The organism is Bacillus sp. FSL W8-1127 (assembly GCF_038006725.1).
Taxonomy (GTDB): Bacteria; Bacillota; Bacilli; order Bacillales; family DSM-4216; genus Bacillus_O; species Bacillus_O smithii.
Genome location: NZ_JBBOVU010000001.1, coordinates 1,632,298 through 1,652,253 on the forward strand (window position 1 = coordinate 1,632,298; position 19,956 = coordinate 1,652,253).

Below are 19,956 nucleotides of genomic sequence, written 5' to 3' on the forward strand. Positions count from 1 at the left end.
CTCTTCATAACCTACTTAGTGATAAGTAGCTGAACCGTCAGAAGTCAGCAGAGGTCATAGTATTAGTTGGTCTAGAACAACTAAGAAGGACCGAACAATTAAGAGAGAATAGCCCTTGGTATTCAGTGAGTCATGATGAACACAGAAAACGTAGTACCTCACTTGAGGGAGGAAGCGGTGAATCCCGTGGGAGACCTCTTGGAGGGTGGAGTGACCACTGGCATAAAGAGAACAGCTATTCACGGAAGTTATAAAGACTTGCGTCAATTATCTTAATTGAACCGCCGTATACGGAACCGTACGTACGGTGGTGTGAGAGGACGGGAGTTAATCGCTCCCTCCTACTCGATTTAATCTTCTATACGATCCACCCGTTCGTTCATATACTTATCTTTCTTCTCCTTAAACACAACAGAACAATTCTTAAATCTATCCATCGAAAGGCTAGGTCTTCTTAAAAAAATGAATGGGTAATTTCACCTTAAGAATAGGTTTCTCAATTAGAAGATATTGATCATAATCGACGCTTTTAACGCATTCCTTGTGCATGTTCGAATATGAATATTTGTTCAAAATAAATCATATCTTGATGGTGTAAAAAATAAAAGAAAGGAGGAGTTTTTATTTCGCAACCTGAGATTCATGATGTGTTAGAACAATAACCCATTTTAAGAAACATAGTGGATCCAAAAAATTCATGGATGATCATTGAATCGATCCCCGAAGTGAGAAAAACAAACTCTTATTAAATAACCCTGATGAAATACGATATTGTGCTGTATATGCACCAAAAACTTTTGGAAATTCGATAAACAGAAATGTAAGCGTTTTTAAATAAGTGCAGATTTGTTTGAACTGATAAATTGATCAAAACAGCAACATGAATTTTTGGGGGTATAGCATGGAAAAATTGACAAATTTTTTTACAAATTTAATGAGAAAGTATCTTCCCGATCCTTTCGTTTTTGCCATTGGACTAACCCTTTTAACAATGATTCTATCAATAGTTGTTGAAGGGCAAGGATTTAAAGAAATGACGTTGAATTGGGGAAATGGTTTTTGGGATTTATTGGCGTTCACAGCACAAATGGCCGTTATTCTCGCTGCGGGGTATGTGCTGGCAACTTCTCCGTTGATTGATAAATTGCTAAATAAAATTGCAAGCAAGGTTCGTACTCCGAAAGCAGCCATTATCGTAGCAACCCTTGTTGGAGGCATTGGTTGCTACTTAAATTGGGGATTTGGGCTCGTCATCGGAAGTGTAATGGCGAAAAAATTGGCAGTAAAAGTAAAAGGTGTTCACTATCCGTTAATCATTGCATCTGCCTATAGTGGCTTTACCCTTTATGGATTAGGCTTATCCGCCAGTATTCCAGTGCTTATTTCAACTCCGGGTCATCCAATGGAAAAAACAATGGGGGTTATTCCTCTTTCAGAAACCATTTTTTCACCGCCCGTGATCATGACATCCATTGTTCTTATTATTACTCTTCCAATGTTAAATGCAATGCTGCATCCAAAAAGAAAAGAAAATATTATCGAAATTAATCCATCTGCATTTTCAGAAGAAACAGGAGCGGCTACAGAATTTTTAGAAGAAAATACATTGGCGAATAAATTAAACAATAGTCGTTTATTATCTTTCATTATCGGTATCATTGGAATTATTTATGTATGCATTTACTTTTATGATGGGCATTCTTTGAATCTAAATATAGTTAATTTCATTATTCTATTTCTGGGGATTCTTTTATTAGGCTCGCCAGCCAAATATATAGCTAGTTTAAACGAAGGAATCAAAACGATTTCCGGTATCATCTTGCAATATCCTTTTTATGCAGGCATTATGGCCATCATGACCGGATCGGGATTGGTGAATACCATTGCGAAGGGATTTGTCCATTTCTCTTCAGCAGAATCACTTCCATTTTGGGGACTTATCAGTTCATTTTTTATTAACTATTTCGCTCCTTCTGCAGGAGGACACTGGGTTGTTCAAGGACCGTTTATGATTGACGCAGCAAAAGAACTACATTCCTCTCTTAGTCAAACCTCTATGAGTGTAATGCTTGGCAGTGCTTGGAACGATTTAGTTCAGCCGTTTTGGCTTTTGCCGGCGCTTGCTATATCAAAGTTGAAATTGAAGGATGTTATGGGGTATACGGTTGTCATGATGTTCTGGGTAGGAATTGTTTATATCGCAGCCGTGCTTGTTATGGGATATTTATTTTAAAATACAAGCGGTGTAACAGTGGAAGATTGTTGATATAATTTGATGAATTAGGCTCTTTCCTTTCTCATCCATAAAGGGGTACTGTCAGGAAAATGCGGATTTAGAACGCTAAGCCGATTTTCAAGATGGTTCCCCCGTTTTTAACAACGTTAAGAAAGTTGTACTGGTCTTAAAGAATCTAATGAGACCAGTTTCTCTGAATAAAAATGATTTTCTCCTAGTAAATTAATAAGTTCCCAGCCTAAAGGTGACATGCAATAAGCCTTCATGAAAACTACCTGTCCGTTTTTGATATTCAACTGCTTTTGTTAGAAGTAGGGTATTCCAGATACTGATGGCATTGATAATTATGTTTAAAGTACTGGCTCTTTGCAATTGATGCTGTATGGTTCGTTCCCTAAGCTCTCCTTGTTTATAGCTCTTGCAAGTCCAATCATGGCTTCTCCTTTATTTAATCCTTTTTGTATTTTTCTTCTTAAAGATTCATCCGAAATGTAATTAAGAATAAAGATTGTTTTTTCGATTCTTCCCATCTCACGTAAGGCTGTAGCTAAACTGTTTTGCCTTGAATAAGAGCCTAGTTTCCCCATTATAAGGGATGTTTAGACTGTTCCTCCTCTTATAGAGTGAGCGAGTCGCAAAACATCCTCATCATTTTTTTCATGACCTTTGTATTTATTTGTCCACGTAAAATAGCTTCTAGTTTTGTTGAGGATAAAGACTAAGATGGAGTGGCACCGATTTGTTTCGATATATAATATATGACTGAATCTGGATGCTTTTGATATGAGTGTATGGTCAACCGGGATACCGAAGAACGGCTAATTGAACGGCGAACCCTAAACGGTTTTCTTCTCTCCTTTGCTTATTTATAATTTCTAAATCTGGTTTGGAAAAAGTGTAGTAGGTTCCTAGCACCCACTCATCTTCAGGAATTTGCATAAAGGCCTGTCGCTATTCCGGTGTAGCAATTCTCTACCTCTCGCAATTTTCATACAGTATCATCTCATTTCTGCAATTATTCAGTTAATTAGTTCATTTTTATCAACAAGAGTGTACTCTATTGATACAAGTGTAGTAGACTGATAAAATCATAGCTAAGAGTATCTCATCAACTTGAGAAATTTCCAAACCAGGAGCCGCAAATCAAGTGGATCAAACCACGTTTACCGATCACGGTACATACATCATTATGTTGGCCGCAGCAAAGAATCATTTGAGCATTTTACCCGAAGAAAAGACAATGGTGCATTTTTCCAATGAAATCGCCCAAGCTGGCTACAGCGCTTCTTCATGCATAATTCAGAATTCAATGAACTGGACCAGTTAATTACGAATTGCTTGAGAAGATAATTGAATTTAATATCAAGGATAAGACTGAGAATTCGAATTTTTGGCGACAATAGCATAATAGCAAAGGAGGAAGACATGGAAGTTTTTGCAAAATATTTAGCAGGTATCGATAATCCTGACCACCGCGACCGAACAGAGGGAATTTTGACGTGGGTTGCTAATAAATTCCCGAATTTGGAACCGCAAATCAAGTGGAACAAACCCACGTTTACCGATCACGGCACATACATCATTATGTTTGCCACGGCAAAGAATCATTTGAGCGTTTTACCCGAAGAAAAGACAATGGTGCATTTTGCCGATGAAATCGCCCAAGCTGGCTACAGCGCTTCTTCACGCTTGTTCCGAATCCCATGGACTAAACCAGTTAATTACGAATTGCTTGAGAAGATCATTGAATTTAATATTCAGGATAAAGCAGAATATACGAATTTTTGGCGGAAATAGCATATCGAAGGAGAAAGATATGGAAGTTTTTGCAAAATATTTAGCAGGTATCGATAACCCCGACCACCGCGACCGAACAGAGGAAATTTTGGCGTGGGTAGCTAATAAATTCCCAAATTTGGAACCGCAAATCAAGTGGAATACGCCAATGTTTACCGATCACGGCACATTTATCATCGGTTTTTCCACAGCGAAGCATCATTTGAGCGTTTCACCCGAAGAAGTAGTCATTGCGCACTTTGCCGATGAAATTGCCCAAGCTGGCTACAGTGCTACCAAAGGCTTGTTTCGAATTCCGTGGAATGAGCCGGTAAATTACGAATTGCTAGAGAAGATCATCGAATTTAATATCCAGGATAAAGCAGAATATACGAATTTTTGGCGGAAATAATACATCATGTCTTATCAAAAACGCATGGCACGAAAAAATGTCATGCGTTTTTGCAACATAAACGATATGGGAAAGTATCATATCCTTAATGATGAGATTACCGTTTTCTTTTAAATTCAAGATGAATAGTCTATCTAAAAGCAAGGAGATTTCCTTTTCTTTTAGATAGGCTTTTTTGGCATCGGTAAAAAATTGATTTGGTAATTGTGAAATAATTATGAGCAGGGGGGGATATGAAACGAAAGGGGATGAAAAATGTCCCAATTTTGAAGATTGAACAAATGAGAGTAAAAAATAAAAATGTTATAATACAATACTGAAATACAATATAGAGGAGAGCATGACCATGTTTAAAAAGATACTTGCGAGTTTTGGAAAAGGTTCAGCTACCGTTGACTTGCGTTTATATACGAATTCCTATCAAGTTGGCGAAAATGTGCAGGGTGACGTCGTCATATTTGGAGGAGAAGTAGATCAAAAAATCCGTTCCATTGATGTTGGGTTGTTTATGGAAATTCGAAATGAACATGGTATGGCCAAACATCATATTGCCACTGTCCCTGCCAGCGGGCCGTTTATTATTCATGCCCATGAAGAAAAATACATTCCATTTCACTATCAGCTCCCCTTTACATTGCCTGTCTCCTGCCCAACCGTTTCCTTTTACTTTGATACATACTTAGACATTGAAGGTGGAGCGGATAAAAAAGATGTGGATTATGTAGAAATTCGACCTATTCCGCCAATCATGAATGTTTTTGCAGCACTGGAACGGCTCGGATTTCGTCAAACATCAACATCAGGAAAATTGGATCGCTTTGGTCAAGAATTTTCATTTTTCCCGATGAGTCATTTTGCTCAAGATATACATGAAATAGAAATGCGTCTTGCATTGGAAGAACAAGGAATTCGCGTTTGGATGGAAGTAGAGGTTCGGCAAGGTTATCATGAAGTTGAAGTCAAAAGAGAATTCTTTTTGACACAAGAAGTTTTGAATGATATGCCGGCATTAGTAAACGTGTTGGAAAGATATATTGTGGAAGCCATTCAGCAGCCGGGTTTTTATCACCAACCGCATTCCTATCATACCTATTCTTATGAACCATATGATTATGACGAACACCCATTCCGTCAACATGGAAACTCTGCGGCAGGAATGATTGGAGGATTTGTGGCAGGAGCACTAGGAGGCATGCTCTTAGACGAAGTGATGGAAGATTTGATCCATGAAGACCATGATCATGATCACGAATATGACCACGATGGATTTGGTTTTGATGATTTCTTTGGAGATGATGAGTAAAGATTTTCCTTTGATTGATGAAGAAAAGATGCTTTAGGTTCTGCCAGTTAGTATGCGGCAACAAGCAAAAGCAGAACACATTGGTTTTAATAAATTAATGTTTAAAGAAGAACCATCATTTTATGGTGCGAATGTAAAGCGCACATAAAATCACCGAAACATTCGCACCTGAATCCGACCCTTTTATTCGAAAATTATGGTATTCATTTAAAAAATTTCTTTGTTTTGTTAAAAGAAAATAGTGAGTTTTTGATCAAAAAGACGGGAATTTTCGGTTTTTTTGATCAAAAACCGCTGTCGCACTCTACATGAGTGCGTGGATTTAAATTTTATCCATATTCCGATAGTAAAGGACTGCTAATCGTCGCACTCTATATGAGTGCGTGGATTGAAATCCATATTTAGAAACAAATCGATTTCTTGGTAATAATATCAGCGCCACAACAAATATTTCAAGCTAGATGAAAAACAACTGTGATATGCTATTCTAATTAAAATTCACTAATTTATTTGCAAGTTAAGATTAATAATAACACAGACAAAAATTAACCCTCTTTTGTTATTAAAGCCATCCCCGCTCAAGGGATGGCTTTGTTCATGGCAAAACTTAGCGTTGTCTCTTGATTTTCCCTCGTCATAAAGAAATTTTTTCAATAGAGGCTGCTGCCACCAAAATAGATTGTTCAAGAATTTCCAGTCCTTCTTGCAATTGTTCATCAGTAATGGTAATCGGCATCAGCAAACGTATAACATTGCCGAATATGCCTGCGCTTAAAAGAAGTAAACCACGCTTATTGGCTTCAGCGATGATTCGATTGGTTAAATCTTTGTTAGGCTCTTTTGTCTCTCTGTCTTTTACAAGCTCTATTGCACACATTGCTCCCAGCCCCCGAATATCGCCGATAAACTCGAATCGATCGTACCAATTTTTAAACTTGTTCATGACGGTTTTACCGATTTGTTCGCCGCGAGCGTTTAAATTCTCGGATTCAATGATGTCCAATACGGCTAATGCAGCCGCACAACCGAGTGGGCTTCCGCTATAAGTTCCGCCTAATTCACCTGGCGAAGCAGCATCCATAATGTCGCTTCTGCCAATCACGCCGCTTAACGGTACTCCTGCAGCAAGTGATTTAGAAACGGTGATCAAATCAGGAACAATGTCGAAATGCTCAATGGCAAAATAACGGCCAGTCCGGCAAAAACCTGTTTGGATTTCATCCGCCACGAATAAAATGCCGTATTCATGACAAATGTCATAAACCGCTTGAACAAATTTTTTACTGGGAACGATGAAACCACCTTCGCCTTGTACAGGTTCCATAACAACAGCCGCTACCATTTCTGGAGCAACGTCATTTTTGAAAAAGTTTTTAAATTCTTCGATGATGAAATTTTCATATTCTTCGTCCGAAATGTTTCCTGGTTTTCTATAAAAATATGGATAAGGCGCTTTATAAACCTCTGAAGCAAAGGGGCCGAATTCAAATTTATAAGGCTTCACTTTGCTTGTCATCGACATCGTCATTAATGTCCTTCCATGGAAACCTCGTGTAAAGCTAATGATGCCTGGTCTTTTTGTATATTTTCTAGCAATTTTCACGGCGTTTTCTACTGCCTCTGCTCCGCTGTTGAGGAGAATCACTTTTTTATCCTCATTCCCCGGGGCGATGGCCGCTAGTTTTTCAGCCAACTCAATATACGGTTCATACATCATGACATTAAATCCTGTATGAATATATTGATCAATTTGAGCTTTTAAAGCATCTACCACTTTTGGATGGCGGTGTCCTACGTTGATCGTCCCTATGGCTCCTGCAAAATCTATAAACGTATTGCCATCCACGTCTGTTACGAGTGAACCAGCTGCTTCTTTGGCGAAAGTAGGTATTCCATAGCTAACTCCACGGGGGATCGCTTTTTCTCTTCTTTCCAGTAAACTTTTAGATATGCTTCCTGGTAAACTGCTTTTAACATTTGCGTATTTCATTTGGATCCATCCTTTCCATTTTAAATAGATTTTTGATCAAGAGGCAATTCTGTCGGACTTTCAACGCTTTGAAAATCCATTTCGGGTGGTGCTATTTTAAAGCCTTTTGTTAAAAAGGCTAGATAAACGATTCCGATGAAGGTCCATATCGAACCGAGAATTTTTGCATTTTTATCCAAATTCAAAAATAGTCCAAAGTCTAAAACGGCTCCTACTAAAGGAATGAGAAAATAGAAAAAAGTATCCTTGCTTGAACGATTTTTTTGTTTTATATAGTAGTGAAAAATCACATCCACATTGACAAATATAAATGTCAAAAACGCTCCGAAATTAATAAAGGATGTGGATGTCGTAACGTCCATATTCACCGCTAGTAAAGAAATGGCTCCCATTATCACAATATTGAGAATGGGTGTTTTGGTTTTTGCATTTAAATAGCCAAATAATTTTGTCGGCAATACGTTGTCTCTGCCCATTGCATATAATAGGCGTGCACCGCTTGCCTGGGCAGCGATTCCCGATGCAAATTGGGCAATGATCATACCGGAAAGGAAAATGGAGCTTAACAATGTTCCGCCAATTTGTTTAGCAATTTCAAATGCAGCTGAATCAAGATGTTGAAAATTAGTGTAGTTTGGATGAACAAGGTATAGAAAACAAGAGGAAATGACAAAGATGATTCCACCGATGAAAGTAACAAGCAAAATAGCTCGCGGCAGCGTTTTTTCCGGCTGCAGCGTTTCTTCAGACATGGTTGTGACAGCGTCAAATCCTAAAAATGAATAACATGCGATGGAAGCTCCTGCAAGTATAGATGAAAGAGAGGAGTGACTGTTGAAAAACGGGTTGTGATCGAATGAGTTGCTTCCGGTATTCGAAGTTATGTTCATGATGGATAATATGAGAAAAAAAGCAATCACTAGCAGTTGAAAAACCATCATGAAAAAATTGACATTTGTCGTCATTTTAACGCTAATGACATTAATGATGGATGTGATGACGATAAAGGTGATGATCCATATCCATAGAGGAACGGACGGAAAGGCAGAATGAAGATATACGGATCCGATCAGCCAGATGACCATGGGAAGAAATAAATAATCTAACAATATAGCCCAGCCAATAATAAACCCCAAATGTGAACTGATCGACTTTCGAGTATAAGTATAGGCTGAACCTGAGGTGGGGAAGGCTTTTACCATTTTTCCATAGCTGTAGGCGGTAAATAGCATGGCGATCAACGCAACGACATAGGCGGTTGGAACAGAACCGTGGGTGGTCTCGGCTAAAATGCCATAGGTTCCGAAAACAATCATAGGTGCCATATAAGCAAGGCCAAAAATAATCACTTGCGGCAGCTTTAATGTTCGTTTCAGATGAAGCTGTTTCTTCATATCCATATCATCTCCTTTGTTCGGTTTTGTTTTCTGATTTATCAGTCAATTCATTAAATAGCTCTACGTATAAGTCGGTTCTCCGATCTGCCATATAATTTAAATGTTCATCAAATGGTTTATTTAGCGGAACATGAATGGTGATTAGCTGTTCTTCATCATTTAGTTTGACGATTACAGTGCCGTTTCCGTCGACGGCAGCGCTTTCACCAAAGAAAGTAGTATCATATTCTGTTCCGGTACGATTGCACAATACGATTGGAATTTGATTTTCCATAGCGCGGCTTTGTAAATAAATGAATTGATGCTTTTCATAAGGCTTCATGTTTGCCAGCGGTACGAGTAGAAGCTCTGCTCCCTTAAGCCGGAGTATTCTTGCGACTTCTGGAAATTCCAGATCATAGCAAATCATTAATGCTATTTTTCCAAGCTTGGTATCAAAGACAGGCAGCTCTGTTCCTCCTTTAAATACATTTCTTTCGTTAGCAAAGAGATGGGATTTTCGATAGATGCCTCTTATCGTCCCTTTGTCGTCAATCAGAATGGCAGTGATAGAGAAGGTGGAGTCCTTATTTTTTTCCGGAAAAGAGATAACAGCAAAGATTTCATGTTCTCTACAAGCACTTTGGAAAATTTGAATGCAATTGCCTGAAAGCGGCTCGGCCAACTCACTTAAAGATTCCCAAACAAAATATCCAGTTAAACATAATTCCGGAAACAGAATGAGCTGTGATTGCTGCTTTTTTGCTGTTTTCATCATTTCGATCATTTTATGAATATTCTCTTTTTTATCGCCTTGTTTTGGTGAAAATTGAGCCATGGTCACTCGAACGATTTGGTTTACCTCCCAGTACTGAGGATTTATCTTATGTATACAAAAATTGTATACAATTTATGCCGTGGCTTTATACGTAACGATGAATGATTTGTGTAATCGAGACAGGATCCGTAAATTCTTTTGAAAAATCAATATCGTTTTGAATCGATTCGATATGTTTAAAAGCTAGTTCTTTTGCTGCTTTTGGCTGGTGATTTTTAATCGCCTCTAATAATTCATCATGCTCACAGATGGCATTTGCTTCTTTATGTTCAGATACATCATAGAAGCTTAATATGATATGGGATAAAGTAATAATTTTTTTAAGAAATTCGATTAAATACGAATTTCTGGATGCTTCAATGATACTCAAATGCAAATTCTTTGTTGCCACTAATGACTGGTGAAACAAATGATCTTTCATTAATTTTCGTTCTTCTTCTAAAAAATGATGCATACGATCGATTTCTGCCGATGTTGCATAGTGGGCCGCCAGTTCAGTCGCTTGGGGTTCCAACATTTTCCGGACGCTGAATATTTGCTCCGCTTCAGCTGGAGTGGGGCAGTACACAAAGGCACCTCTTTTTGGCTTTAATTCGATTAATGAATCGTATTTCAATCGCTGAAAAACCGTTCGAATAGGTGTACGGCTGACCCCGAAGGCTTCTGCTAATACATTTTCTTTTAATTGTTGCCCGGGAGGAAAATCTGCATTTACAATGGCGTCACGGAGAACATGATATATTTTCTCCTCAGTCATTTTAGGTGCAGTCTTCATTGCATCATTCCTTTCTAATGAATGGTTTCTTATAAAATAACACGAATTTTCAGAAATATCAAATTTATTGTCAGATTATCTCTCATACTTTTTACTATTGAAATAGGCAAACAATTGATTGGGATGCAAATGACAGACTTATTTCATCCAACTATGTATACGACGAAAGAAAGCATATTCGTAATGCGTTCATCTATCAGTCAGCTATTGAATTTTTCTATAAATGATGATCAATAGGCTGCCAGTAATCGTCTGGAGAAATAGCAGCGAAAGTTGGGAGAGAGGGGATCGATACTGAAAAATGATTAATCAAGGAAGAAGTTTCCAAAGAGTCAGTCAAGACTTTGTGGGAATTTTTTTGGTTCGCTGAAAATAGATGTAAGTCATAGGTTAGCGAACCATTTTTTTGAATTTCATCCGTAAGCGCTTTCGGACTCTCATCCCTTGCCATGACAGACGAATATGTATACCTTTTTTTACCATCCCTTGAATTCAGACAGGGCATGATAGATCGGAGTCCCGGACGATTGCTGTAAATATGGCACGTTATTCCGCGTTACCTCTGGAAGAAGACGGCGGATGCGTTGTTTCGCCTTGTTCACGATCGTCTGTTTGGTAGATGCCGTTTCCTCCGCCGGATGCGACGATTCTTCTCCTAAACGATGTCCGAAAAGACGAATCCCATCCATCCGGGCAATCATTGCCTTGAAAAACGCCCTGAGTCCCTTGTCTGTCCAACTGCGGCGGTATTTCACCCGATACGCCAGCTGGCTCATCACGCTTTCAGCCCTCCCCATCGGATACATGCCCGTTGTGTCCACTCCTTGCTCCTTCAGCCATTCCCGGTAATCACGGATGCATCCCGGCATCGATTCGATCCGGTGGATCAAGGCAGCCAGCTGTTGTTCTTTCGCTTCGTCCCCCAGCGTGCCGAGGGCGCTGTTCAGTTCCACAAGCAGCTTCTCTTCATCCTGCTTCGCCAGCTTTTGCCGAATCGCCTGCCACCGTGGATGGCCCGAGAGGCATTGGCGCAACTCACGCGCCACGTGGAATCGATCCAATTGGAAGCAGACCCGTCCTTTGAAATACTCCCGGCACGCGGTAATCCATGGAGCGCCGTCCCCGTTGATGACAAGAAGATCCCGACACGGATCATAGGCATATTCGTTCATCAAAAATTCCTCGAAGCCTTCCCACACCTCCCCCTTGCCTTCATGGACGTAATGGCGCTGATTCACGAATTCGATCCGTGAGCCGTTGCGCTTCCATCCTTCGTGAACGGTCAGGATTTTGTCTTCCTTGGCCCGTTTTCCCTTCCCTTGGAGAGAGACAAACAGTCCATCGGCCTCCACAAACAGCACCCGTCCATATCGCTGGTCAACCGGGCAGTGCAGCGGAACTTCAGCCTCGAGCACCAACTGGCGGATCGTCTCATGGCTCATCACCGGATACCCGACCATCTGGGCAAGCGTATGAGCCGCTTTGCGATAGGAAGAGCACTCCACAGCCAATCCCATCGCCGTTTCTTCTAGACAAGGGCTGATTGACTGCGATCCATCAAACGCTAAAAAGGAATCAAGCAAAAACGTGTAACGGTTTTGTTCTCGGTCTAAATAGTAGTTTCGCTCAAAGGTAACTTCGCCAAACAAGGTTTGAATCGTGGTGCGTCGTTTGTCTTTCAAGTGGTACCGGCGCTTGTCCCGGGTTTCCGCCAATTGTCGGTCGATGTCCTCCAACAGAGCCGTAAACAGCTCGGTGAAGGCGTTTTGCAAGGCTCGAAACAAATCAAGTTCGATCTCTTTCCATGTCAACGAATTTGTGGTAAGATGTTGTTGAATATTCATGGGACTCTCTCCTCCTGTTTGATGGTGTGAACAATGATCATCTTACCAGGGAGAGAGTCCTTTTTTCATGTTTCCTGCTTGGGATCCTACCGCGCTTTGCTTGGTGGCCCCGATGAGGGGGTTGGGAACGTAGGTTCGCAATCCCCCTCATCGGGGAATTCTAAGAATTTCTCCCACAAACATTTTACTCACACGTTTCCAAAAGGTATTTTTTAGTTCGAGCAAAGTGAAGTTCGTCATGATTTGGATCATTCATTTGCGAAAAAAGTACGTCATACAAAGTTAAAAACACCCTTTCATCCAGTCCATAAGCTAATTTTTTATGTTAATTTCTCAACTTTCGCACACAGAAATATGAAGACAGTCCTTGATATAACGAGGTAAAGAAGTAATCCAATTGGACAGTTGACACTGAAAAATGTCCATACTCAAATAAACCTTAGCTTCAGCCAAAGTTTGGAAAAGAGAAATCAATTGTAGTAAAGCCGTTTTAAAGTCCATCTCCTTTACTTCGTCACATAGAAACAAGAATAAGTTGCCCATGGTCTTCGGATCCTCTTCTTTCCGAAGTTGCCAAGCAATCAAGATATACCGAGTGAAGACAATGGTAGTATGGCTAATCATCATGTCATAGGAACGACCTTGAAACTCTTTGGCTAAATGTAAAAACGATTTACTGAATTTAAAAAAGGTTTCAATGTCCCAACGCATCCCATAGATTCGAACGATTTCTTCATTAGACAGCGTGGTATCTGTACTCAAAATGGCTAGCCATTCACTTTGGTTGTTTCGATTCCGCACAAACACGATTTTCACTGGTAAACCCGTATGAAGGGTTGCGTGAATCGAGCCGAGTGTTTCTTTTTTGCCAATGTCTCGTTTCGCTTTTCGATACAGTTGTTCCAAGGTTAAACGTTCTCCGTTGAAAAGATACCGTTGTTTCAGCTGTTTGACCATACCAATGACAAAAAGGCCTTTGGAGTGAATCTTCTCCACCAACGGGGCATGAGTAAACCATGTATCCATGAGCACATAATCAGCGAAAATTCCTTTATCCAATGCATGTTCTACTAATTTCAACACCATGTTTGGTTTTGCTTCCAATGCCTCGAGCCGTCGTTTGTAGCCTGTGGTTCGTTTATCAATGGACGAATGGATTTCGTTCAAGCGATTCTTTTGGTTCGCTGAACTCAAAAGAGCGAAATCGATAGGTACAAATGTAAAGCCATCGGACCATCCGAGCGTTAATAGTTGAAAACCATTGACAAACTGACGAGTGGAATGATCGAATACTTTAGCTAGAAGCTCAACCGATTTACTACGGTTACGAGAATAAATCGAATCGTCTACAATAAACACGGTAACACGGCGCTTCGAAATCGTTTGTTTCACACGACGAATCACTTCGGAGCTCAGAGATAGTAAAAAGGTTCTCCAGTTATACGTAGACGAGTTCAAAAAACGATAAATGGTATCTTTTCCTGGTAAATCGGCAGCCTTTTTGCTTTGTAAGGCGTGGTACCAGTTTCTGTATTGAAAAACAAGAAGAAATAATAGTTGAAAAATCGATAAACAAGAATAACCACAAGCCTTGATAATTCCTGCTTTTCTTAAATGATTACCAATTTGTAATTCAGAAAATCCGTCTTTTATTTCTTGTGTGAGTAAAATGTTTGTGGGAGAAATTCTTAGAATTCCCCGATGAGGGGGTTGGGAACGTAGGTTCGCAATCCCCCTCATCGGGGCCACCAAGCAAAGCGCGGTAGGATCCCAAGCAGGAAACATGAAAAAAGGACTCTCTCCCTGGTAAGATGATCATTGTTCACACCATCAAACAGGAGGAGAGAGTCCCATGAATATTCAACAACATCTTACCACAAATTCGTTGACATGGAAAGAGATCGAACTTGATTTGTTTCGAGCCTTGCAAAACGCCTTCACCGAGCTGTTTACGGCTCTGTTGGAGGACATCGACCGACAATTGGCGGAAACCCGGGACAAGCGCCGGTACCACTTGAAAGACAAACGACGCACCACGATTCAAACCTTGTTTGGCGAAGTTACCTTTGAGCGAAACTACTATTTAGACCGAGAACAAAACCGTTACACGTTTTTGCTTGATTCCTTTTTAGCGTTTGATGGATCGCAGTCAATCAGCCCTTGTCTAGAAGAAACGGCGATGGGATTGGCTGTGGAGTGCTCTTCCTATCGCAAAGCGGCTCATACGCTTGCCCAGATGGTCGGGTATCCGGTGATGAGCCATGAGACGATCCGCCAGTTGGTGCTCGAGGCTGAAGTTCCGCTGCACTGCCCGGTTGACCAGCGATATGGACGGGTGCTGTTTGTGGAGGCCGATGGACTGTTTGTCTCTCTCCAAGGGAAGGGAAAACGGGCCAAGGAAGACAAAATCCTGACCGTTCACGAAGGATGGAAGCGCAACGGCTCACGGATCGAATTCGTGAATCAGCGCCATTACGTCCATGAAGGCAAGGGGGAGGTGTGGGAAGGCTTCGAGGAATTTTTGATGAACGAATATGCCTATGATCCGTGTCGGGATCTTCTTGTCATCAACGGGGACGGCGCTCCATGGATTACCGCGTGCCGGGAGTATTTCAAAGGACGGGTCTGCTTCCAATTGGATCGATTCCACGTGGCGCGTGAGTTGCGCCAATGCCTCTCGGGCCATCCACGGTGGCAGGCGATTCGGCAAAAGCTGGCGAAGCAGGATGAAGAGAAGCTGCTTGTGGAACTGAACAGCGCCCTCGGCACGCTGGGGGACGAAGCGAAAGAACAACAGCTGGCTGCCTTGATCCACCGGATCGAATCGATGCCGGGATGCATCCGTGATTACCGGGAATGGCTGAAGGAGCAAGGAGTGGACACAACGGGCATGTATCCGATGGGGAGGGCTGAAAGCGTGATGAGCCAGCTGGCGTATCGGGTGAAATACCGCCGCAGTTGGACAGACAAGGGACTCAGGGCGTTTTTCAAGGCAATGATTGCCCGGATGGATGGGATTCGTCTTTTCGGACATCGTTTAGGAGAAGAATCGTCGCATCCGGCGGAGGAAACGGCATCTACCAAACAGACGATCGTGAACAAGGCGAAACAACGCATCCGCCGTCTTCTTCCAGAGGTAACGCGGAATAACGTGCCATATTTACAGCAATCGTCCGGGACTCCGATCTATCATGCCCTGTCTGAATTCAAGGGATGGTAAAAAAAGGTATACATATTCGTCTGTCATGGCAAGGGATGAGAGTCCGAAAGCGCTTACGGATGAAATTCAAAAAAATGGTTCGCTAACCTATGACTTACATCTATTTTCAGCGAACCAAAAAAATTCCCACAAAGTCTTGACTGACTCTTATTTCTTTTGGTAATTGCGCAAAATACTCTTTTTTCGTTATCATAATGGTGACACCTTTCTTTCTTTGGTTTTTGGTTTGGTCACCAATAGTTTACCAAAAGAAAGAGGTGTCTTTTTGTTTTTTAGACGAATTTTTTCAGTGTCAAGTGAATATGAGATACCCAAAGAAACCTATCAAATCAAGGATTATTCATAAATTTTTCACTGCGAAAGTTGAGTTAATTTTTGATTTAACAACGAACTTTATTTCTTCATAATTTTTTAGGATTCATCGTCACTATGAAGCTTGCTGGAATCATATAAATATGGGAAAATAAGATTGACTGAATACCAAAATTTGCAAAACAAAATGTAAGGGGTTACATATTATCTGAAGAAAAATACTTTTTTAGACGTGAACCATAGCATACCCAATCATTCATGCTGTTAGTCATTTGTTGAGCGGAATATCATTTTATTTTATAGGATATTCATAACTATAAAACCTCGAAAATACAATAGGGGGCTAAACGATGAAAAAGATATTAAATGATCCAAAAAATGTATTAGACGAAATGCTGAACGGTTTTGTTTATGCAAATGAAGGACTAGTAAAGAGGTTAGAAGGAACAGGTGTCATTTATCGAACTTTTAAAGACGAGGGAAAAGTGGGACTAGTCAGCGGAGGAGGGAGCGGTCATGAACCTAGCCATGCAGGTTTTGTCGGACAAGGCATGCTGTCGGCTGCCGTCTGTGGCGAAGTCTTTACTTCTCCAACACCTGACCAAATAGTTGAAGCCATTAAGATAGCGGATCAAGGTGCGGGTGTTTTATTGATTGTGAAAAACTACACTGGTGATGTGATGAATTTTGAGATGGCTCAAGAGATGGCTGAAATGGAAAATATACAAGTCGAAAAATTAATTGTTGATGATGACATCGCCGTTGAAGATAGTACTTTTACAGCCGGAAGAAGGGGAATAGCGGGAACTGTTCTGGTACATAAAATTTTAGGTGCTGCGGCAGCGTCCGGTTTATCCCTTGAAGAGATAAAAACATTGGGGGATCAGTTAGTACCGAATATCAAAACGATAGGGGTATCTATTTCTCCGGCGACCGTTCCGGAAGTAGGCAAACCGGGATTTCAACTAGCAGAGGATGAAATGGAGTACGGTGTTGGAATTCATGGGGAACCGGGATACCGGCGTGAAAAAATAAAAACATCAAGAGAAATCGCAAAAGAACTAGTCAACCAATTGAAAAAAGCATTCAACTGGAAAAAAGGGGATCAATATGCCGTATTGGTAAATGGACTAGGTTCTACACCGTTAATGGAACAATTTGTGTTCATGAATGATGTCCATGCTTTATTAAAGGAAGAAGAGTTGGTGGTACCGTCAAGAATTTTGTGTAAGAGAGTATTCTCAGATACGTTTTTTTAATCTTGGAGGAGGTGTTTAGTTGTCTTATATGAGACTGAATATTCAGTCTCATATAAGACAACTTAGTCTCCCTAGACTCTGTTCTTCATGAACAAAATTTGGTCTTTCAGTATCTTTCTTCAAACATATCTTGAAGTGCCTTGTATGCCGTAGAAAACCCTTTAAGTTTTCTAGTGGACCATTTTTCATTCAAGTCCTGTACCGTTAAGAACGTGATTTTTTCTGCTGCTTCAATACTGGTTAAGCTGTTCATCGTTTTGAGTCGTTTACGTATATCTTTAATCGTTCGTTCAATCGCATTGGTCGTGTAGATGACACTACGAATACTGGTCGGATATTTCATGAATGTTAGGAGGACATCTAAATCTTGTTCCCAAGATTGGACTTCTCTAGGATACTTTTTAGACCACTTGTCTTTAAACTCATGAAAGGCTTGAATGGCTGCGTCTCTTGTCATCGAACGATAGATCAGCTTTAGGTCTTCAGCCACTTCAAATTGGTCTTTTTTCCTTACCTTGTTTAACGTATTTCTTACTTTGTGGACCACACATCGTTGAACATCGGCTTTCGGATAGACGGCTTTAAAGGCTTCTTCAAGACCTGGGAGTCCATCAAAAACACCAAGTAAGACTTCATGAGCACCGCGTGTATAAAGGTCTTGGAGAATCTCTTGCCAGCCATGCGCGCTTTCTTGACCTCCAACGTAAAAGCCAAGAATTTCACGATAACCTTCTTCATTGACACCAAGAACAACGTAAATGACTTCTTTGGCATACGTATCACGACGAACTTTTATATAAAACCCATCAAGATACAACACAGAATACCGTTTGTTTAATGGACGTTGTTGCCATTTTTGAATATCCTCCAACGCGGCATCTGTAATATGACTAATCGTGGTAGGAGAGTAGGTTGAACCAAGAATTCTTTCGATAAACTTCCCAATTTCTCGAGTGCTCATCCCACTTTGATACATTTTAATAATCGCCTGTTCCAGCCAGCCGTCTTGACGTTGATAAGGCTCAAACAGTTGAGTCTGGAAATCCCCGTTGCGATCTCTTGGAACCGTAAGAGCTTCTATTTTCCCGTACTTTGTATCAAGAGTACGGTGATAATAACCATTTCTTGAGTTTTGAACGTGTTCCTGTTCCACTTGGAGGAAATTTTTGATTTCTTCTCTCATGATGAATTCAAGCTTTTCTTGAACAAAATCTTTTATCATATTTTCCAGTTGATTTGCGAAATCTGAGTTGAGTATACTATTACTCATAAGGTAGGGTATCTCCTTTCAGTTTTGTTTGGTCGCAAATCTGAGAATACCCTGCCTTTTTCTTTTTTTCTAGTAGAAAAATTTGCTTACACAAAATAATTTACATCATCGAGTTGGTGATTGATTATAAAAAAGTTGGTTCCTTTATGACTTCTATTGATATGGCAGGGGTCTCTTTAACTCTTGTCAAACTGGCAGATGATACTTGGACCCACTATTTGAAAATTCCAGTTAAGACACCTGCATGGGTATAGAAGGAGGAATGATGGATGTTAACGACTGAAAATACTGTCAAATGGCTCATTTTATTTGCTGGTAAAGTGAATGAACAAAAGGTTTATTTAAGTGAATTAGACAGCGCTATAGGCGACGGCGATCATGGCACGAATATGGCGCGCGGAACAAAAGACATGGAAGAAAAATTAAAAGAGGAGGAATATGCGACGGTACAAGATGTTTTGAAAAAAGCTTCCATGTCGCTTCTGAGTAAAATCGGAGGCGCCTCCGGACCTCTTTATGGATCTGCCCTTATGGCGATGGCCAAACAAGCCGGCAAGGATGAAAAAAATATAGCGGCGATTCTAAAAGCAGGGCTTGAAGGGATTCAAAAGAGGGGAAAGGCAGTACCGGGCGAAAAAACCATGGTGGATGTTTGGGTCCCTGTGATCGAAGCGCTGGAATCCGGAAATTTAACAAAAGAAACGATACAGGAAGCTGTGAATCAAACAAAAGATATGAAAGCAACGAAGGGACGCGCCTCTTATCTTGGAGAACGTTCCATCGGGCATCTGGATCCTGGCGCCGTTTCAAGCGGATACTTTTTTGAAGCGATGTTAGAGGGAGGCATTCTGAATGACTAAAAAAGAATATGGGATTGTCATTGTCTCCCACATCGAAGAACTGGCGGAAGGAGTAGTGCGATTATTAAAAGAGGCAGCCCGAGACGTTTCGATCACTTGTGCAGGGGGAACAGAGGAAGGGGGTGTAGGGACAAGTTTTGAGAAGATCAGCTCCGCGATCTCCGAGAATAGTGCTGATAAACTGTTGGCCTTTTATGATCTAGGCAGTGCGAAAATGAACTTAGAAATGGCGATAGAAATAACCGAAAAGCAAGTTCATCTTATGGATACCGCGTTAGTTGAGAGCGCTTATACAGCAGCCGCATTGATACAAGCCGATGCACCCTTCGAAGAAATTATAGATCAACTCAAACCATTGAAAATAAAATAAAAACAAGCTTCCAATTTGCAAGATAGTCTTGCAGATTGGAAGTTTTTTATTTGATCCAAAATTTTTATCTAACGCCATATCGAAGTATGATAGATGGAATGAAGCCAAAATATCA

At 40.6% G+C, this 19,956-nt stretch carries 18 protein-coding genes and 1 pseudogene; 10 read left to right on the forward strand and 9 right to left on the reverse strand.

All coding sequences use genetic code 11. The features are described 5' to 3' along the window. Positions 1-901: 901 nt before the first annotated feature. Complete coding sequence (locus NST12_RS07775) at positions 902-2,233, forward strand: short-chain fatty acid transporter (RefSeq protein WP_341094497.1); 1,332 nt, start codon at positions 902-904, stop codon at positions 2,231-2,233. A gap of 225 nt (positions 2,234-2,458) precedes the next feature. Here the strand turns inward: NST12_RS07775 and NST12_RS07780 are convergent. After that, positions 2,459-2,823 (reverse strand): annotated as a pseudogene (locus NST12_RS07780) (Tn3 family transposase). A gap of 208 nt (positions 2,824-3,031) precedes the next feature. Next, the gene (locus tag NST12_RS07785; RefSeq protein ID WP_445662325.1) at positions 3,032-3,175 is read right to left on the reverse strand and encodes a DUF4158 domain-containing protein; all 144 of its coding nucleotides are present in this window, start codon (positions 3,173-3,175) and stop codon (positions 3,032-3,034) included. A gap of 208 nt (positions 3,176-3,383) precedes the next feature. Here NST12_RS07785 and NST12_RS17080 point away from each other — a divergent pair, with 208 nt between their 5' ends. From NST12_RS17080 to NST12_RS07805, 4 genes are all read left to right on the forward strand, one after another. Then, complete coding sequence (locus NST12_RS17080; protein WP_445285691.1) at positions 3,384-3,563, forward strand: hypothetical protein; 180 nt, start codon at positions 3,384-3,386, stop codon at positions 3,561-3,563. Positions 3,564-3,661: 98 nt separating this feature from the next. After that, complete coding sequence (locus NST12_RS07795; RefSeq protein ID WP_341100822.1) at positions 3,662-4,033, forward strand: iron chaperone; 372 nt, start codon at positions 3,662-3,664, stop codon at positions 4,031-4,033. Between the two features lie 19 nt (positions 4,034-4,052). Further along, positions 4,053-4,424: an iron chaperone gene (locus NST12_RS07800; protein ID WP_270584215.1), complete on the forward strand. Its 372-nt coding sequence runs from the start codon at positions 4,053-4,055 to the stop codon at positions 4,422-4,424. Between the two features lie 346 nt (positions 4,425-4,770). After that, positions 4,771-5,727: a sporulation protein gene (locus tag NST12_RS07805; RefSeq protein WP_341100824.1), complete on the forward strand. Its 957-nt coding sequence runs from the start codon at positions 4,771-4,773 to the stop codon at positions 5,725-5,727. 634 nt (positions 5,728-6,361) lie between these two features. Here NST12_RS07805 and gabT read toward each other — a convergent pair. The 6 genes from gabT to NST12_RS07835 form a co-directional block, all read right to left on the reverse strand. Next, positions 6,362-7,717, reverse strand: coding sequence for a 4-aminobutyrate--2-oxoglutarate transaminase (gabT, locus tag NST12_RS07810; RefSeq protein ID WP_341100826.1), 1,356 nt, complete (start codon positions 7,715-7,717; stop codon positions 6,362-6,364). 20 nt (positions 7,718-7,737) lie between these two features. After that, a complete protein-coding gene (locus tag NST12_RS07815; RefSeq protein ID WP_341100828.1) occupies positions 7,738-9,111 on the reverse strand; it encodes an APC family permease in 1,374 nt (457 codons plus the stop codon). 7 nt (positions 9,112-9,118) lie between these two features. Continuing rightward, positions 9,119-9,931: a carbon-nitrogen hydrolase family protein gene (locus tag NST12_RS07820; RefSeq protein WP_341100830.1), complete on the reverse strand. Its 813-nt coding sequence runs from the start codon at positions 9,929-9,931 to the stop codon at positions 9,119-9,121. A gap of 85 nt (positions 9,932-10,016) precedes the next feature. Beyond that, positions 10,017-10,706, reverse strand: coding sequence for a GntR family transcriptional regulator (locus NST12_RS07825; protein WP_048623334.1), 690 nt, complete (start codon positions 10,704-10,706; stop codon positions 10,017-10,019). A gap of 476 nt (positions 10,707-11,182) precedes the next feature. Continuing rightward, positions 11,183-12,550, reverse strand: a complete 1,368-nt coding sequence (locus NST12_RS07830; RefSeq protein WP_003355652.1) for an ISLre2 family transposase — start codon at positions 12,548-12,550, stop codon at positions 11,183-11,185. A gap of 333 nt (positions 12,551-12,883) precedes the next feature. After that, a complete protein-coding gene (locus NST12_RS07835) occupies positions 12,884-14,245 on the reverse strand; it encodes an IS4 family transposase (RefSeq protein WP_445662341.1) in 1,362 nt (453 codons plus the stop codon). A 157-nt stretch (positions 14,246-14,402) separates the two neighbouring features. Here NST12_RS07835 and NST12_RS07840 point away from each other — a divergent pair, with 157 nt between their 5' ends. Next, the gene (locus tag NST12_RS07840) at positions 14,403-15,770 is read left to right on the forward strand and encodes an ISLre2 family transposase (protein ID WP_003355652.1); all 1,368 of its coding nucleotides are present in this window, start codon (positions 14,403-14,405) and stop codon (positions 15,768-15,770) included. Positions 15,771-16,432: 662 nt separating this feature from the next. Further along, a complete protein-coding gene (gene dhaK, locus NST12_RS07845) occupies positions 16,433-17,341 on the forward strand; it encodes a dihydroxyacetone kinase subunit DhaK (RefSeq protein WP_341100834.1) in 909 nt (302 codons plus the stop codon). 106 nt (positions 17,342-17,447) lie between these two features. On the opposite strand, the gene NST12_RS07850 is transcribed toward dhaK, so the two are convergent. Beyond that, positions 17,448-18,611: an IS256 family transposase gene (locus tag NST12_RS07850; RefSeq protein ID WP_048623008.1), complete on the reverse strand. Its 1,164-nt coding sequence runs from the start codon at positions 18,609-18,611 to the stop codon at positions 17,448-17,450. A 116-nt stretch (positions 18,612-18,727) separates the two neighbouring features. Here NST12_RS07850 and NST12_RS07855 point away from each other — a divergent pair, with 116 nt between their 5' ends. From NST12_RS07855 to dhaM, 3 genes are read left to right on the forward strand one after another with little or no spacing between them, the layout of a single operon-like run. Further along, positions 18,728-18,865, forward strand: coding sequence for a dihydroxyacetone kinase subunit DhaK (locus tag NST12_RS07855; protein ID WP_341100836.1), 138 nt, complete (start codon positions 18,728-18,730; stop codon positions 18,863-18,865). A gap of 15 nt (positions 18,866-18,880) precedes the next feature. After that, positions 18,881-19,471, forward strand: a complete 591-nt coding sequence (gene dhaL, locus NST12_RS07860; RefSeq protein WP_341100839.1) for a dihydroxyacetone kinase subunit DhaL — start codon at positions 18,881-18,883, stop codon at positions 19,469-19,471. After that, complete coding sequence (dhaM, locus tag NST12_RS07865) at positions 19,464-19,841, forward strand: dihydroxyacetone kinase phosphoryl donor subunit DhaM (RefSeq protein ID WP_341100840.1); 378 nt, start codon at positions 19,464-19,466, stop codon at positions 19,839-19,841. The genes dhaL and dhaM overlap by 8 nt, the downstream gene beginning before the upstream one ends. Positions 19,842-19,956 lie beyond the last annotated feature (115 nt).